We start from the raw sequence: 17,204 nt of genomic DNA, 5'->3' as shown, positions 1-17,204 counted from the left end.
TCAAATGCCAAAAAAGAATAAATTTATGAATAGAGGAGCAGCGATTCTAAGTATTTGTTTCGCTCTCTTTTTCTTTGTTATCCTTGGGAGAATGGCATATATTCAAATAACCGGAAAAGCGAATGGCGAGGTGCTTGCGACAAAAGCGACAGAGCAGCATGAAAAGAAACGGCCCATCGAAGCAAGCCGCGGCTCGATTTTAGACCGAAACGGTAAAGTGATTGCGGAAGATACAGCGACGTATAAGCTGATTGCCGTTCTTGATAAAAAAATGACCACTGATAAAAAGCATCCTCAGCATGTTCAAAACAAAGAAAAAACGGCGGAAGCGCTCTCTAAAGAGATTAAGATGGACAAGGCTGATATCCTTGATATCTTAAACAAGGATTTAAAGCAAGTGGAGTTCGGTTCAGCGGGCCGGGATATTACGTATTCGAAAAAGAAAGAAATCGAAAAGTTGAAACTCCCGGGCATTTCATTTTTACGGGATACCAAACGCTACTATCCAAATGGTGTTTTTGCATCCAATCTAGTAGGGTATGCCGAGGTTGATGAAGACACAAATGAAATTTCCGGCGCGATGGGACTAGAAAAAGTGCTGGATAAGTATTTGAAGGAGCGGGACGGATATGTGACCTATGAAAGCGACAAATCCGGCTGGGAGCTCCCGAACAGCAAAAATAAAATTACAGCGCCAAAAAATGGTGACAATGTTTATTTAACCATTGACCAGAAAATCCAAACCTTTTTGGAAGACAGCATGACAAAAGTGGCGAAAAAATACAATCCGAAAAAAATCATGGCAGCAGTCGTCGATCCGAAAACGGGCAAAGTGCTTGCCATGGGACAGCGCCCAAGTTTTGATCCGAACACCCGCGATGTGACAAATTACTATAATGATTTGATTTCATATGCATATGAACCCGGATCAACGATGAAGATTTTTACACTTGCTGCTGCTATACAGGAAAATGTGTATAACGGCAATGAAGAGTACAAGTCCGGAACATATAAAGTAGGCGGAGGACAAGTAAAAGACCATAATGCCGGGGTAGGCTGGGGAGCAACAACATACCATGATGGTGTAGTGAGGTCTTCTAATGTGGCTTTTGCCAAACTGGCTAATGAAAAGCTGGGCTATTCCCGTCTAAATGAATATCTTCATAAATTCAATTTCTATCAAAAAACAGGTATTGATTTGCCGAATGAAGTATCAAGTAAAATAAATTTCAAATATGAATTTGATAAAGCATCGACTGCATATGGACAAGCTTCTGCTGTTACACCGATTCAGCAGCTTCAGGCCGCAACAGCAATTGCGAATGACGGCAAAATGATGAAACCCTACGTCATAGACCATATTGTAGATCCTGATACGAAGAAAACCATTTATCAAAATAAACCTCAGTCAGCCGGTACGCCAGTCTCTGCTGATACCGCTAAAAAGGTTCGTAATATTTTAGGTGATGTCGTTACATCTGATATCGGTACAGGACGGCCGTATAAAATTGAAGGTTTTGATGTAGCCGTTAAAACCGGAACAGCACAAATTGCCGGACAAAACGGTTATCTATCTGGACGCGATAATTACGTATTTTCTGTAATGGGAATGGCGCCCAAAGATGATCCTGAGCTGTTGATCTATGTTGCGGTGCAGCAGCCGCAATTAGAGAATGATGAAACAGGTTCAGATCCAGTATCAGAAATCTTCAACCCAACAATGAAAAACAGCCTGCACTACCTGAACATCAAACCAACTGAAAAATCTGACTCGGATAAGGAAGAAACAAAAGCGCAGACGATGCCTGATTTAACAGACCAAACGGTAGCCGGTGCTCAAAAGAAAGCAAAAGAAGAAAATCTCACACCGGTTGTCATCGGCAGTGATGTCGCTGTAAAAGAACAGTATCCGAAAGCGGATGAGGAAGTTCTGACCAATCAGAAGGTCTTCCTGAAAACGGGTGGTAAAATCAAAATGCCTGATATGACAGGCTGGTCGAGAAGAGAGGTTCTTCAGTACGCCGAGCTGGCGGGAATTCACATTGAAGTCAGCGGACAGGGCTATGCTGTCAGCCAAAGCGTCAAGAAAGACAAAGAAATAAAAGACAAAACCGTAATCAAGGTGACGTTTAAAAATCCTGATTAAATAGAAAGAAAGCTTGCTGGGGATTTCCCTGCTATGCAGGCTTTCTTTTTTTATACCTTCAGAGGAGCATCGTTCTACTTGTCCAAGTTCAGGCATAAAATGAAACAAGCTTAAATAAGGAGTGAACGGTCTCTTGCGCGTCTCGAATGTAACGGTTAGAAAACGTTTATTATTTGTTTTGCTTTTTGGCGTGATCGTGTTTCTGATCATTGATACAAGGCTGGGGTATGTTCAGTTTGTGATGGGTGAGAAACTGACTTCGCTGGCAAAGGATTCTTGGAGCAGGAATTTGCCGTTCGAGCCGGAGAGAGGCGAGATCCTTGATCGCAACGGTGTGAAGCTCGCAACAAACAAAAGTGCGCCGACCGTATTCGTCGTGCCGCGCCAAGTTCAGAATCCGATGAAAACGAGCAAGCAGCTTGCGGCGGTTTTAAACATGTCAGAAGAAAAAGTATATAAGCACGTGACCAAAAAAACGTCAATCGAAAAGATCACTCCTGAAGGGAGAAAGATTTCAAATGAAAAGGCGAAAGAAATCAAAGCGCTCGATTTAAAAGGTGTGTATGTGGCGGAGGACAGTATCCGCCATTACCCGTTCGGCAGCTTTTTGTCTCATGTGCTTGGATTTGCCGGAATTGACAACCAAGGTCTCCTTGGTCTAGAAGCTTATTACGATGATGATTTAAAAGGGGAAAAGGGCTCTGTTAAGTTTTATACAGATGCCAAAGGAAAGAAGATGCCTGATGAAGCGGACGACTATACACCGCCTAAGGACGGGCTTGATATGAAGCTGACAGTTGATTCAAAGGTTCAAACGATAATGGAAAGAGAGCTTGATAACGCTGAGGCTAAATATCATCCAGACGGTATGATTGCCGTGGCCATGAATCCGAAAAACGGAGAAATATTGGGAATGTCCAGCAGGCCTGACTTTGACCCTGCTGACTATCAATCAGTCGATCCGTCCGTCTACAATCGGAATCTGCCGGTGTGGAGCACGTATGAGCCGGGATCTACCTTTAAAATTATTACACTTGCAGCAGCTCTTGAAGAGCAAAAAGTAAATTTGAAACGTGATCAATTTTATGATAAAGGGCATGTGGAAGTGGACGGAGCGAGACTGCGGTGCTGGAAAAGAGGCGGGCACGGGCTGCAGACGTTTCTAGAAGTTGTACAGAATTCCTGCAACCCGGGGTTTGTTGAATTGGGCGAGCGCCTAGGCAAGGATAAGCTTTTCAAATATATCAAAGACTTTGGTTTCGGCCAAAAAACAGGAATTGATCTGCAAGGTGAGGGAACAGGAATCTTATTCCCGCTTGACAGAGTAGGTCCGGTCGAACAAGCGACTACGGCTTTCGGGCAGGGGGTATCTGTCACGCCGATTCAGCAGGTTGCAGCCGTATCTGCCGCTGTAAACGGAGGAACGCTTTACACACCTTATATTGCAAAGGAATGGATCGACCCTGTAACGAAAAAAACGGTCAAAAAACAATCGCCAATCGCCAAGAAACAAGTCATTTCAGAGGGAACCTCCAAACAAATCCGCTATGCTTTAGAAAGCGTTGTCGCAGAAGGCACCGGCCGCAACGCATTTGTAGAAGGATACCGTGTCGGCGGAAAAACGGGAACTGCACAAAAGGTTAAAGATGGAAAATACCTTGAAAACAACCATGTTGTATCATTTATCGGTTTCGCGCCGGCTGACGATCCGAGTCTTGTCGTCTATGTCGCGGTGGATAACCCGAAAGGCACGATTCAGTTTGGCGGAACGGTTGCAGCGCCTATTGTCGGGAATATTATGAGAGACAGCCTGCCTGAGATTGGTGTCAAGCCTCGGAAAAATCAAATTGAGAAAAAATACAAATGGAACGACACAAAAACAGTAGAAGTTCCGAATGTTGTAGGGATGTCTGTCTCAGAACTTGAGTCACTTTTGGTGAATCTCAATGTCGATGCTTCCGGGAAAGGAAGCAAAATCGTGAAACAATCGCCAGCTGCCGGAACGAAAGTAAAAGAGGGCTCAAAGATACGCGTTTATTTGACTGAAGAGGATGAAAAGGAGGCAGCCGATTGATTCGGGCTGCCTATATTTTATTGCAGAAAAATGATATGATCTTTCAAGATTAGCTGGATGTATCCTTTTATTTACGCTAAAATATGAACTGTATGCTTAAAATCATTATCACATCAATTGACGTGACTTCAATGATAAAAAGAACGAATTAGAATGTTGAGAGGTTTGATACGATGAAACTGACAAAGCTGCTTACATACTTAACAACCGAACCTTCTGTAAACGACTCACAAGACCCTGAAATAACTTCAATTGAGATGGACTCCAGGGAAGTAAAGAAAGGGAGTCTTTTTGTATGTGTAAAAGGGTATACGGTGGATGGCCATGATTTTGCGCAAAAAGCAGCAGAAAGCGGCGCAGCGGCTATTGTGGCAGAAAGAGAGCTTGATGTGGATGTGCCTGTCATTATTGTCCGGCAGTCACTGCGAGCGCTCAGCGTTTTGTCTGATGCGTTTTACGGACAGCCGACAAAGAAGCTTCAGCTGATCGGGATCACAGGCACAAACGGAAAAACATCAACGACCCACATGGTCGATGAGATTCTGAAAAAAGCGGGAAAACGCACAGGCTTAATCGGCACAATGTACATGAAAATCGGCGAAGAAACACTTCCCGTTAAAAACACGACACCTGAAAGCGTCACACTGCAGAAAACGTTTAAGAAAATGAATGACAAGCAAGTTGACACTGCCATCATGGAGGTTTCTTCTCACGCATTGTCTTTAGGTCGTGTTCATGGCTGTGATTATGATATTGCCGTGTTTACGAATTTAACGCAGGACCATCTGGACTATCATAAAACGATGGATGAGTACCGACAGGCAAAAAGCCTGCTCTTTTCTCAGCTTGGCGGGGCTTTCGACCATGAACATCCAAAGCGTGCCGTACTGAACGCTGACGATGAGGCGAGCGCTTATTTTGAAAAGGTGACCGCAGCGCATATTTGTACATACGGAATAAAAAACAACGCTGATGTGATGGCGAAGAACATCAATATCACGGCACAGGGCACAAGATTTGATCTTGTGACAAACAAAGGCACTAAACATATCACAATGTCGCTCGTCGGACAGTTTAACGTGTATAACGTGCTGGCAGCTGTTGCAACATGTATTGCAGCAGGCATACCGTTTGAAACGATCACTGAAGCGGTTGAAGAATTGCATGGCGTAAGAGGCCGTTTTGAATTGGTTAATCAGCAGCAGGAGTTTCCAGTCATTGTTGATTACGCGCATACGCCGGACAGCCTTGAAAATGTACTGAAGACATGCAAAGACATGACAGAAGGTAAGCTTTTTGTCGTTGTCGGCTGCGGGGGAGACAGAGATAAGACAAAACGCCCGAAAATGGCTAAAATCGCTGCGGAGCTGGCTGACGAACCGATTTTCACTTCAGATAACCCGAGAAGCGAAGATCCCCGCGCGATTTTAAGAGATATGGAAGCTGGAGTAGAGAATGCATACTACCATAGCATTGCAAACCGCGAGCAAGCGATCTTTTTCGCGATTGCCAATGCCAAAAAAGGCGATGTTGTTCTCATTGCAGGAAAAGGGCATGAAACCTATCAGCAGATCGGAAACGAAACCTTCGATTTTGACGATGCTGAAGTGGCGGCGAGAGCGATTGTCGAACTCAATAAGAATAAGACAAATTCATAGGAAAGAGATGTTATTGAATAATGGAGCTTCAAAAGATTTTTCATATGGAAAAAGATCATGAATATGATAACTACGTATGTCGTTTGAAAGAAACAGGAGGAGAAAAGGACAATGCTTGAGCAAGTCATTCTGTTTACAATTTTAATGGGGTTTTTAATTAGTGTTCTGCTCTCTCCGATTCTTATTCCGTTTTTAAGAAGATTAAAATTCGGCCAAAGTATTAGAGAAGAAGGACCGAAATCACATCAGAAAAAATCAGGGACGCCGACAATGGGCGGGGTTATGATCATACTTTCTATCATTGTGACAACAATTGTGATGACACAGAAGTTTTCAGAAATAAGCCCGGAAATGGTGCTGCTTCTGTTTGTTACGCTCGGCTACGGTTTGCTTGGCTTTTTAGATGATTACATCAAGGTCGTCATGAAGCGCAACCTTGGATTGACGTCAAAGCAAAAGCTGATCGGACAAATTATCATTGCGGTTGTATTTTATGCCGTGTACCATTACTACAATTTCGCGACGGATATTCGCGTGCCTGGAACTGATTTATCATTTGATCTTGGCTGGGCTTACTTTATCCTGGTGCTCTTTATGCTTGTCGGCGGATCAAATGCGGTTAACCTGACTGACGGTCTTGACGGTTTATTATCCGGTACGGCTGCGATTGCTTTTGGCGCCTTTGCCATCCTGGCATGGAATCAGTCTCAATATGACGTAGCGATTTTCTCAGTTGCCGTTGTCGGTGCGGTGCTGGGCTTCCTTGTATTTAATGCTCATCCGGCCAAAGTCTTTATGGGAGATACGGGATCACTGGCATTGGGAGGAGCCATCGTTACCATTGCTATTTTAACGAAATTAGAGATCCTGCTTGTTATCATCGGCGGTGTATTCGTTATCGAAACATTATCCGTTATTCTGCAGGTCATCAGCTTTAAAACGACAGGTAAACGAATCTTTAAAATGAGTCCGCTGCATCACCATTATGAGCTTGTCGGCTGGTCTGAATGGAGAGTCGTCGTGACGTTTTGGACTGCGGGACTTTTACTTGCCGTTTTAGGAATTTACATCGAGGTGTGGTTATAAGTGGAAAACGATCTTTTTTTACAGAATCAGCATTTTTTAATCCTTGGGCTCGCGAAAAGCGGGTATGCGGCGGCATCTATTCTTCATGAAAAAGGCATGTATGTTGCAGTCAATGACCAAAAACCTTTTGAAGAAAACGAACCAGCGCAAAAGCTTTCTGAAGCAGGCATTGAGGTTGTTTGCGGAGAGCATCCTGTTTCTCTGTTCGATCAGCATCAAATCACGGTTCTGATCAAAAACCCCGGCATTCCATATGAAAATATTATGGTTCAGGAAGCGGAAAAAAGAGGCATCCCGGTTTGGACGGAAATTGAGCTCGCTTACTACCTGACAAACGCCAAGTTTATCGGGATTACCGGATCGAATGGAAAAACAACCACGACAACGCTGATTTATGAAATGCTCAAAGCTGACTCGCAAAAAGCGCTGATTGCCGGAAACATCGGCACTGTCGCAAGCGAAGTGGCTTATCATGCTGATGGGGATGAATGGATCGTTACTGAACTTTCTTCGTTTCAGCTGATGGGAACACACGCTTTCAGACCGGAAATCAGCTTGATTTTAAACATATTTGACGCTCATTTGGATTATCACAATACACGAGAAAACTATGAAAAAGCGAAGCAGAAAGTGTATCTTCATCAGAAAGCTTCAGATAAAGCCATTGTTAATCAGAATGATGAAACTGTCGTGCGTCTGGCTGAAGACGGAAAAGCCGAAGTCATCCCATTCTCAGTCAGCAAAACGCTTGAAAAGGGCGCTTATGTAAAAGACGGTATGATGATGTTCAACGGTGAAGCCATTCTTCCTCTGGAAGAGGTTGTGCTGCCCGGCGCACATAACATGGAGAACATTTTAGCTGCCATTGCAGTTGTGAAAACGGCAGGAGTGTCTAACGAAGCAGTCAAAAAGGTGCTGACAAGCTTTACTGGCGTCAAGCACCGTCTCCAATATGTCACAACAGTGCAAGACCGCAAGTTTTATAATGATAGTAAAGCAACAAACATTTTGGCGACAACCAAGGCGCTTTCAGCTTTTGACAAACCGGTCATTCTGCTTGCGGGCGGACTGGATCGCGGAAATGGTTTTGACGATTTAAAACCGTATATGAAGCATGTCAAAGCAGTGCTAACATTTGGCCAGACAGCGCCGAAACTCGAGAAGCTCGGCAATGAGATGGGAATACAACATGTCAAACGTGTCGATAATGTTGAACAAGCAGTATCTGCGGCGTTTGCGCTCTCAAATGAAGGCGATGTCATCCTGCTGTCACCTGCGTGTGCGAGCTGGGATCAATTCAAAACATTTGAAGAACGCGGTGACATGTTTATAGATGCCGTGCATATGCTTAAGTAAGGGCTTGTCTTGAAGTAAATCGGCAGCCCTAATGACTTTAAGCTTGGGGTGTCGGTTGCTTTGACTACTAAAAAAACATCGCCTGATTTGTTATTGGTCATCATTACGCTATTATTATTAACAATCGGATTAATTATGGTGTACAGTGCGAGTGCCGTATGGGCGGATTATAAATTTGACGACTCTTTCTTTTTCGCGAAACGGCAGATGCTGTTTGCGGGAATCGGCGTTATTGCCATGTTTTTTATCATGAATGTTGATTATTGGACGTGGAGGACATGGTCCAAATTATTGATGGTTATTTGCTTTTTCCTCCTTGTGCTTGTTTTGATACCAGGCGTCGGCATGGTGCGGAACGGCTCAAGAAGCTGGATCGGGGTCGGGGCATTCAGCATACAGCCTTCAGAGTTTATGAAGCTTGCGATGATTGCATTCCTTGCTAAATTTCTCTCTGAAAAGCAAAAAAACATAACATCATTCAGACGGGGATTTATCCCGGCACTTGGCATCGTGTTTTCAGCGTTTTTGATTATCATGTGCCAGCCTGACCTTGGAACAGGGACAGTAATGGTTGGGACTTGTATTGTCATGATTTTTGTAGCCGGCGCGCGCATCGCCCATTTCGTTTTTCTCGGGCTGATCGGACTCAGCGGATTTGTTGGACTGGTACTATCGGCTCCATACCGAATTAAGCGGATTACCTCCTACTTAAATCCGTGGGAAGATCCGCTCGGCAGCGGTTTTCAAATCATTCAATCGCTTTATGCGGTGGGGCCCGGCGGATTGTTCGGAATGGGGCTAGGACAAAGCAGACAGAAGTTCTTTTATCTGCCTGAGCCGCAAACAGACTTTATTTTCGCCATATTGTCAGAGGAACTTGGCTTTATCGGGGGGACCCTTATTTTGCTCCTCTTCAGCGTCCTGCTGTGGAGAGGGATCAGAATTGCCCTCGGCGCACCTGATCTGTACGGAAGCTTTGTCGCAGTCGGCATTATTTCAATGATTGCCATTCAAGTCATGATTAATATTGGTGTAGTAACGGGCCTTATTCCGGTAACAGGCATCACGCTGCCGTTTTTGAGCTACGGAGGCTCTTCATTGACCCTGATGCTGATGGCCGTCGGCGTTCTGCTGAATGTGAGCCGATACTCGAGGTATTAATGAATGTATTGCCGAGCGTCCTGTGAACAGGAAGCCTGAGAAACAATTGATGCGATAACCCTGTCCAACAAAACAGGGTTATCGCTATGTTATAGAGAAACTTAGACTGGGGGAAGAGATATGCGAATTGCAATAAGCGGAGGCGGTACAGGAGGACACATTTATCCTGCTCTTGCCTTTATTAAAGAAGTGCAGCGCCGTCATCCTGAAGTGGAATTTTTATATATCGGAACAGAAAACGGGCTGGAGAAAAAAATTGTTGAACGGGAGAATATACCGTTTCGTTCAATTGAAATTACAGGCTTTAAAAGAAAGCTGTCATTTGAAAACGTCAAAACTGTGATGCGTTTTCTGAAGGGCGTAAAAAAGAGCAAATCGTATTTAGCGGAATTTAAGCCTGATGCCGTGATCGGAACGGGCGGTTACGTATGCGGGCCGGTTGTCTATGCCGCTGCGAAAATGGGAATTCCGACTATTGTCCATGAACAAAACAGCCTGCCGGGCATCACGAATAAGTTTCTTTCAAAATATGTTAATAAAGTAGCGATCTGTTTTGAAGAAGCAAAATCACACTTTCCTAGCGAGAAAGTGGTATTTACGGGAAACCCGAGAGCCTCTGAAGTCGTCTCAATAAAGACGGGCCGATCGATGGCGGAATTTGGGCTTTCTGAAGAGAAAAAAACGGTCTTAATCTTCGGCGGAAGCCGAGGCGCCGCACCGATTAACCGTGCTGTTATCGACATGCAGAATGCGCTGAAAACTAGAGACTACCAAGTGCTGTATATCACCGGTGAAGTTCACTATGAAAAAGTGATGAATGAGCTGAAAAGCAAGGGTGCCGCTGATAATATGGTCACCAAGCCGTTTCTTCATCAAATGCCGGAGTATTTAAAGGCCATAGATGTCATTGTGGCCAGAGCCGGGGCGACAACGATTGCCGAAATTACGGCTCTCGGAATCCCAAGTGTTCTGATCCCAAGCCCATATGTAACAGCGAATCACCAGGAGGTCAATGCGAGATCTCTCGGCCAGCATGATGCGGCGATTGTTCTGAAAGAAACAGAGCTAAGCGGGGAAAAGCTGATTGCTGCGCTTGACCGGATTGTACTGAATGAGCAAACGTTAACGGAAATGAGCGAACGGACAAAGTCACTCGGTGTTCCTGACGCGGCTGCCCGTTTATACAGCGTACTCGAAGAATTGAAAAAGTAATAGAAAAGCAAATGGAATGCGGAGGTTTACGATGGAGAAAGTGATACAGGAATTAAAAGAACGCGAAGTCGGCAAGGTTCTTGCAAATGAACCGCTCGCGAATCATACAACGATGAAAATCGGCGGCCCTGCGGATGTATTGGTCATTCCAAGCAGTGTAGATGCTGTCAAAAATATCATGGACGTTATTAAGAAATATGATGTGGAGTGGACAGTCATCGGCCGCGGGTCAAACCTTCTTGTTTTAGATGAGGGGATCAGAGGCGTAGTGATTAAGCTGGGGGCAGGCCTTGACCATTTGGAGCTTGACGGGGAACAAGTAACGGTCGGAGGCGGTTATTCAGTGGTCCGTCTTGCTACATCATTGAGTAAAAAAGGCCTGTCCGGTTTGGAATTTGCTGCGGGTATTCCAGGATCAATCGGCGGAGCGGTTTATATGAATGCCGGCGCTCACGGTTCTGATATGAGCGAAATCCTCGTCAAAGCGCATATTTTATTTGAAGACGGCACGATTGAGTGGCTGACAAATGAGCAGATGGATTTCAGCTACAGAACGTCTGTATTGCAACAGAAACGTCCGGGCGTTTGCCTTGAAGCGGTTCTGCAGCTGGAGCAGAAGGATAAGGAATCAATCGTTCAGCAAATGCAAAGCAATAAAGACTACAGAAAAAATACACAGCCGTATTCAAGCCCTTGTGCGGGAAGCATATTCAGAAATCCGCTTCCAAATCATGCCGGAAACCTTGTAGAAAAAGCAGGCTTGAAAGGATATCAAATCGGCGGTGCAAAGATTTCGGAGATGCACGGAAACTTCATCGTCAATGCGGGCGGAGCATCAGCAAAAGATGTGCTTGATCTCATTGACCATGTGAAAAAGACAATTCGTGAAAAATACGAGATTGATATGCATACAGAGGTTGAAATCATCGGCGAAAATCGCTGATTCAAGTTCTGACTGAAGCTGTTCATATGATATACTGTAAGCAAACGACAAACGGCATCATAGTATGCCGTTTGTTTTGGAATAGACAGACTTTTAACAGCTGTTTCATTTGAATGAGGTGAACAGGCAATGAACCCGGGGCATGACCGAGAAAAAATCGTAAACATTGAAGAACGGATTCCTAAAATTAAAGAGCAGCGGAAACAGAAGGCAAACCGCCGTCTCATTTCATTTATTATGCTCTTTTTTATGATGGTGTTGGTCATTGTGTATCTGCAGACGCCAATCAGTAAAGTATCGACAATCTCTGTAACAGGGAATGAGAATGTATCCAAAAAGGAAATTATTGACCTTTCCGATATCAACAGCGGAGATACCGAGTTTTGGAGTTTGGACAAGAAAAAAACAGAAAAGAAGATTCAGCAAAATAAATTAGTGAAAAAAGCGGAGATCAGCAAATCGCTTCCTAATAAAATCAACATTGCGATCGAAGAATATAAAGCGATTGCTTATTTAGAAAAAGACAATGTGTACTATGAAGTGCTTGAAAATGGTTCCGTTCTGCCAAACGAAGTAACGCCGGATGATGCCGGACCGATTTTGGTGAATTGGACTAACGCAAAAAAACGCTCTCAAATGGCTAAGCAGCTTAATGCTTTGTCAAATTCGTTAAAACAGTCAATATCAGAAATCTACTATACACCTGTAAAAATGGATGAAAACCGTATTAAATTGTACATGAACGACGGTTATGTTGTCACTGCGTCTATAAAAACCTTTGCAGACCGAATGAAAACGTATCCTTCTATCATTTCACAGCTTAGCAGCAGTAAAAAGGGAATTATTCATTTAGAAGTTGCCACCTATTTTGAAGAGTTTGGAAAAAACGATAAATCTGCTAAAAAGGAAGATGAAAATTGAGGGGCAAATCAGCAGTCCTTCTTTCTTTGATCATGCTTATCGCAGGCTTTTTGATTTCATTTTCTTTTCAAATAACTAAAGAAAATGAAAAAGGAGCGGCTGAGTCAGAAGAGTGGAAAAAAGAATATGCGCTGAGAGATGAACTGTTGAAACAGGAGAAAGAAAATAAGACTCTTGAAAAAGAATTGTATCAAAAGCAAAACAAAGTCCGTCAGGCAGAAAATAAGCTGAAAAAAGAAAAGACGGAATACTATAACGTCCTTGAAGATACAGAAAAATACAGAATGTATATTGGGGAAGTCGGTGTGCAGGGAGAGGGCGTTGAGGTGACCTTGGAAGATGCGTCGTACATACCGGAAGGGGAGAATGTGAACAGTTACATCGTTCACGAAAGCCATATCTTTCAAGTGGTAAACGAACTGTATATTTCGGGTGCGGCGGCTGTTGCCGTTAATGGCCAGCGTTTGACACATGATTCCTATATCAAGTGCAACGGTCCCGTTGTAACGGTAGACGGAGTGCAGCATCCCGCTCCGTTTACGATATCAGCTATTGGAGATCCTGATGTTCTGCTGCCTTCGTTAAATATAGCAGGAGGCCTGATCGATCAGCTGTCAATGGATCATATTTCTGTTTCCGCAGAAAAAGAGAAAAACGTTCAAATGAAACCGATTCTGAAAACGAAGGAATGACTGAAAAAGCGGGTGAAACAGATTGAAAATAAAGCGTTCCTTCATAAGCATCAGTGTGCTTATGATCATCTTCGGCATCATGATAGCTGTTCAGTTTAACTCATTAAAGCACCCCAAAGTCCGAGACACAAGAGATATGTGGGATATAAGGGAAGAGCTGACTTCAGAGCAGAAGAAGCAGGAAAAGCTGCTGGATGAAATAAACAAATATGATAAATTGCTGAATAGCTATTCGCAAACGAAAGAAATGACAAAAGAAACCGCGCTCAATAATACCTTGCAAACCTTAAAAAAAACAGCCGGCATGACCGATATAACAGGTAGCGGAATTGTCATCACCATATCCCCGCTTTTTTCTGAAAGTTTAACAGGAGAGCCGATCAAAAATCCGCCTCCGGATTTGCTGAAGAAGCTGATCAATGAACTCAACTCCTTCGGTGCAGAACAAATCTCTATTAATGAGCGAAGAGTTGTGAATCATACAGTCATAAGGGATATAAACGGCACAACGAAAATAGACGGATACGGCCTTGACGATTATCCTTTAACAGTAAATGTGCTTGCCAAAGATCCGGACATGCTGTACAGCAGAGTGAAGGGATCAGGCCTTGAGGATCTCTTTGCATCTGAAAATTTAGCATTTAAAGCCGGTAAATCTGAAAGCGAACTGACATTAAAAGCATATGACAGGCCATTGGATGTACAACGGCTAAAACCGCTTAAAGACTGAAAAGGAGGAGAACCGTCATGTGGCTGCCCGTATTGGGGCTGGTGCTCGGAATTGCGCTTGGACTGATGACAAACTTAACGATACCGAGTGAATACTCAAACTATTTATCGCTTGCGGTGCTTGCCGCACTTGATACATTAATCGGCGGAATCAGGGCGCATTTACAAGGTACATATGATGAAATGGTATTTGTTTCCGGTTTCTTTTTTAATATTATATTGGCAATAAGTTTAGCTTTTCTGGGAGTCCATCTTGGTGTAGACTTGTATTTAGCAGGTATATTCGCATTTGGAGTCAGATTATTTCAGAATATTGCCGTGATCAGAAGAAATCTACTAACAAAGTGGACTCTTTCTAAAAAAAATAAAAAAAATGTGATATAAAAGAGGATATACATAGGATATAACGAATATTTTCAATAAACATAAAATGTGAAGAGCACATAAAGAATATTCCGTTGTTATTTTTTGTTACACACTTGTAAAGCCACATTCATTGTATTGTTGTTCCGCAAATAATAGAATAGAAATGATTGAAATGTGAGGAGGTGCCATAGAATGAACAACAATGAACTTTACGTCAGTCTTGACATCGGTACGTCCAATACAAAAGTGATCGTCGGAGAAATGACAGATGATTCCCTAAATATTATCGGTGTGGGAAATGTACCGTCTGAAGGGTTGAAAAAAGGCTCAATCGTTGATATAGATGAAACTGTTCATTCTATAAGAAAAGCGTTTGACCAAGCTGAAAGAATGGTAGGTTTTCCGCTTAGAAAAGCTATTGTCGGCGTTAATGGAAATTATATCAATATTCAAGATACAAACGGTGTTGTAGCAGTTTCCAGTGAAAATAAAGAAATTCAGGTTGAAGATGTGCGCCGAGTCATGGAGGCGGCACAGGTTGTGTCAGTACCGCACGAACAGCTGATTGTGGATGTCATTCCTAAACAGTTTATCGTAGATGGAAGAGATGAAATCACCGACCCGAAAAAAATGCTTGGTGTGCGTTTAGAAGTAGAGGGCACCTTGATCACCGGTTCAAAAACAATTTTACATAACTTGCTTCGCTGTGTTGAAAGAGCCGGTATTGAAATAACTGATATTTGTCTTCAGCCGCTGGCAGCCGGTTCTGCTGCATTGTCAAAGGACGAGAAAAATCTTGGAGTGGCTCTCATTGATATAGGGGGAGGGTCAACAACCATTGCCGTATTCGAGAACGGACATCTGACTTCTACCCGTGTTATTCCACTCGGAGGCGAAAATATCACCAAAGATATCTCCATCGGATTGAGAACGTCAACAGAAGAAGCAGAACGCGTGAAAAAGCAATTTGGACATGCCTACTATGACGAAGCCTCGGAAGATGAAGTATTTGAGGTAACCGTTATCGGCACCAATCAAAAACAAACATTTACACAGCAGGAAGCAGCGAACATCATTGAAGCAAGAGTAGAAGAAATTCTTGAAATTGTTTCAGAAGAGATTAGCAGTATGGGAATTACCGATCTGCCGGGAGGCTTCGTGCTGACAGGGGGACAAGCAGCAATGCCGGGTGTCATGTCATTGGCACAGGATGTGCTGCAAAACAATGTCAGAGTGGCAAGCCCGAATTATATCGGTGTAAGAGATCCTCAATATATGACGGGAGTGGGCATGATCCAATTCGCCTGCCGAAATGCAAGAATCCAAGGCAGAAAAATAGGCTTCAAGATGCCTGAAGAAGCGATACAGGAAATCGCAGTCTCATCATCAGAGGAACAAGAGCAGCATCATTACCAAAATGAGGTGCAGCAGCGGCCAAAAGGAAAACAAAAAACACAAGCCGAACATCATAAACAGAGCAAAATGAAAAAACTATTAAGCATGTTTTGGGAATAGATAGATAGTCATTCGGCAGATTAGGAGGATTTAGCATGTTGGAGTTCGAAACAAACATAGACGGCTTAGCATCAATTAAAGTAATCGGAGTAGGAGGCGGCGGTAACAACGCCGTTAACCGAATGATTGAAAATGAAGTGCAAGGAGTAGAGTACATCGCGGTAAATACGGACGCTCAAGCTCTTAACCTGTCAAAAGCAGAAGTAAAAATGCAAATCGGCGCAAAACTGACTAGAGGATTGGGAGCAGGTGCGAATCCTGAAGTCGGAAAAAAAGCCGCTGAAGAAAGCAAAGAGCAGATTGAAGAAGCATTAAAAGGCGCTGACATGGTATTCGTGACAGCTGGTATGGGGGGCGGAACAGGAACAGGTGCCGCACCGGTTATCGCACAAATCGCGAAAGACTTAGGCGCATTAACAGTCGGAGTCGTTACAAGACCGTTTACATTTGAAGGGCGCAAAAGACAGCTTCAGGCTGCAGGCGGAATCACAGCAATGAAAGAAGCGGTGGATACACTGATCGTGATCCCGAACGACCGAATCCTTGAAATTGTTGATAAAAACACGCCGATGCTTGAAGCATTCCGTGAAGCGGATAACGTACTCCGCCAAGGGGTTCAAGGTATTTCAGACTTGATTGCGACACCTGGTCTTATCAACCTTGACTTTGCTGATGTGAAAACAATCATGTCAAACAAAGGATCTGCTTTGATGGGTATCGGTATTGCAACTGGAGAAAACCGCGCGGCAGAGGCAGCGAAAAAGGCAATCTCCAGCCCGCTTCTTGAAGCGGCCATTGACGGTGCGCAAGGCGTTCTCATGAACATCACTGGGGGCACAAATCTCAGCCTGTATGAAGTTCAGGAAGCAGCAGACATTGTCGCTTCTGCGTCTGACCAAGACGTAAATATGATATTCGGTTCTGTTATCAATGAAAATCTAAAAGACGAGATTGTGGTGACAGTGATTGCGACTGGTTTCATTGAACAAGAGAAGGACGTGACGAAATCTCAGCGTCCAAGCTTAAACCAAAGCATCAAAACAAATAATCAAAGTGCTCCAAAGCGTGAGCCAAAACGTGAGGAGCCTCAGCAACAAAACACAGTAAGCCGTCATACCTCACAGCCGGCTGATGATACGCTTGACATCCCGACATTCTTAAGAAACCGAAATAAACGCGGCTAATGTAAAGGACAAAATCGTTTTCGATTTTGTCCTTTTTGTTTTCTCCAAAACATTTCTTCTATATAAAGTCTTTTTCCTTATGCCTTCCTTCACATAAAAATAAATCAGGCCATTAGACTCATTTAAATCCCGTGACAATTTTATCGTTTTCATAATTATGG

At 43.6% G+C, this 17,204-nt stretch carries 14 protein-coding genes; all 14 read left to right on the top strand.

Translation table 11 applies throughout. The features are described 5' to 3' along the window. Nucleotides 1-4: 4 nt before the first annotated feature. The 14 genes from pbpB (at nt 5) to ftsZ (ending at nt 17,043) form a co-directional block, all read left to right on the top strand. Nucleotides 5-2,146, top strand: a complete 2,142-nt coding sequence (gene pbpB / locus JMN17_RS06405; protein ID WP_437124953.1) for a penicillin-binding protein 2B — start codon at nt 5-7, stop codon at nt 2,144-2,146. 133 nt (nt 2,147-2,279) lie between these two features. Further along, a complete protein-coding gene (locus JMN17_RS06400; RefSeq protein ID WP_087992146.1) occupies nt 2,280-4,220 on the top strand; it encodes a stage V sporulation protein D in 1,941 nt (646 codons plus the stop codon). A 173-nt stretch (nt 4,221-4,393) separates the two neighbouring features. Further along, complete coding sequence (locus JMN17_RS06395) at nt 4,394-5,878, top strand: UDP-N-acetylmuramoyl-L-alanyl-D-glutamate--2,6-diaminopimelate ligase (RefSeq protein WP_087992145.1); 1,485 nt, start codon at nt 4,394-4,396, stop codon at nt 5,876-5,878. A gap of 111 nt (nt 5,879-5,989) precedes the next feature. Then, nucleotides 5,990-6,964 carry a phospho-N-acetylmuramoyl-pentapeptide-transferase gene (mraY, locus tag JMN17_RS06390; RefSeq protein ID WP_087992144.1) on the top strand — a complete coding sequence of 325 codons (975 nt, stop codon included), beginning with the start codon at nt 5,990-5,992 and terminating at the stop codon, nt 6,962-6,964. After that, nucleotides 6,965-8,320, top strand: coding sequence for a UDP-N-acetylmuramoyl-L-alanine--D-glutamate ligase (gene murD / locus JMN17_RS06385; protein WP_202327702.1), 1,356 nt, complete (start codon nt 6,965-6,967; stop codon nt 8,318-8,320). A gap of 60 nt (nt 8,321-8,380) precedes the next feature. After that, nucleotides 8,381-9,481, top strand: coding sequence for a stage V sporulation protein E (spoVE, locus tag JMN17_RS06380; RefSeq protein ID WP_087992142.1), 1,101 nt, complete (start codon nt 8,381-8,383; stop codon nt 9,479-9,481). A 120-nt stretch (nt 9,482-9,601) separates the two neighbouring features. Then, nucleotides 9,602-10,693 (top strand): undecaprenyldiphospho-muramoylpentapeptide beta-N-acetylglucosaminyltransferase, encoded by a 1,092-nt coding sequence (murG, locus tag JMN17_RS06375; protein ID WP_202327701.1) that lies wholly within the window; start codon nt 9,602-9,604, stop codon nt 10,691-10,693. A 31-nt stretch (nt 10,694-10,724) separates the two neighbouring features. Further along, nucleotides 10,725-11,636, top strand: a complete 912-nt coding sequence (murB, locus tag JMN17_RS06370; RefSeq protein WP_202327700.1) for a UDP-N-acetylmuramate dehydrogenase — start codon at nt 10,725-10,727, stop codon at nt 11,634-11,636. Between the two features lie 129 nt (nt 11,637-11,765). Continuing rightward, a complete protein-coding gene (gene divIB, locus JMN17_RS06365) occupies nt 11,766-12,557 on the top strand; it encodes a cell division protein DivIB (protein ID WP_087992139.1) in 792 nt (263 codons plus the stop codon). Beyond that, entirely contained in the window at nt 12,554-13,249 is a 696-nt protein-coding gene (locus JMN17_RS06360; protein WP_087992138.1) for a DUF881 domain-containing protein, read from the top strand. The genes divIB and JMN17_RS06360 overlap by 4 nt, the downstream gene beginning before the upstream one ends. Nucleotides 13,250-13,271: 22 nt before the next feature. Then, complete coding sequence (locus tag JMN17_RS06355) at nt 13,272-13,979, top strand: DUF881 domain-containing protein (protein ID WP_087992137.1); 708 nt, start codon at nt 13,272-13,274, stop codon at nt 13,977-13,979. 17 nt (nt 13,980-13,996) lie between these two features. Continuing rightward, nucleotides 13,997-14,362 carry a small basic family protein gene (locus tag JMN17_RS06350; RefSeq protein ID WP_087992136.1) on the top strand — a complete coding sequence of 122 codons (366 nt, stop codon included), beginning with the start codon at nt 13,997-13,999 and terminating at the stop codon, nt 14,360-14,362. Between the two features lie 174 nt (nt 14,363-14,536). Beyond that, nucleotides 14,537-15,859, top strand: coding sequence for a cell division protein FtsA (gene ftsA / locus JMN17_RS06345; protein WP_087992135.1), 1,323 nt, complete (start codon nt 14,537-14,539; stop codon nt 15,857-15,859). A 35-nt stretch (nt 15,860-15,894) separates the two neighbouring features. Then, complete coding sequence (gene ftsZ / locus JMN17_RS06340) at nt 15,895-17,043, top strand: cell division protein FtsZ (RefSeq protein WP_087992134.1); 1,149 nt, start codon at nt 15,895-15,897, stop codon at nt 17,041-17,043. The last annotated feature ends 161 nt before the right edge of the window (nt 17,044-17,204 follow it).

Origin of the sequence: Bacillus sp. RHFS10 (genome assembly GCF_016757475.1) — a bacterium.
Classification (GTDB): domain Bacteria; phylum Bacillota; class Bacilli; order Bacillales; family Bacillaceae; genus Bacillus; species Bacillus subtilis_G.
This window is presented reverse-complemented; position numbering and strand designations above follow the sequence as displayed.

Bases quoted from the DNA above. Each gene is read 5' to 3' on its own strand.
- pbpB (WP_437124953.1), top strand. From the start codon at position 5: ATGCCAAAAAAGAATAAATTTATGAATAGAGGAGCAGCGATTCTAAGT.
- JMN17_RS06395 (WP_087992145.1), top strand. From the start codon at position 4,394: ATGAAACTGACAAAGCTGCTTACATACTTAACAACCGAACCTTCTGTA.
- mraY (WP_087992144.1), top strand. From the start codon at position 5,990: ATGCTTGAGCAAGTCATTCTGTTTACAATTTTAATGGGGTTTTTAATT.
- murG (WP_202327701.1), top strand. From the start codon at position 9,602: ATGCGAATTGCAATAAGCGGAGGCGGTACAGGAGGACACATTTATCCT.
- murB (WP_202327700.1), top strand. From the start codon at position 10,725: ATGGAGAAAGTGATACAGGAATTAAAAGAACGCGAAGTCGGCAAGGTT.
- divIB (WP_087992139.1), top strand. From the start codon at position 11,766: ATGAACCCGGGGCATGACCGAGAAAAAATCGTAAACATTGAAGAACGG.
- JMN17_RS06350 (WP_087992136.1), top strand. From the start codon at position 13,997: ATGTGGCTGCCCGTATTGGGGCTGGTGCTCGGAATTGCGCTTGGACTG.
- ftsA (WP_087992135.1), top strand. From the start codon at position 14,537: ATGAACAACAATGAACTTTACGTCAGTCTTGACATCGGTACGTCCAAT.
- ftsZ (WP_087992134.1), top strand. From the start codon at position 15,895: ATGTTGGAGTTCGAAACAAACATAGACGGCTTAGCATCAATTAAAGTA.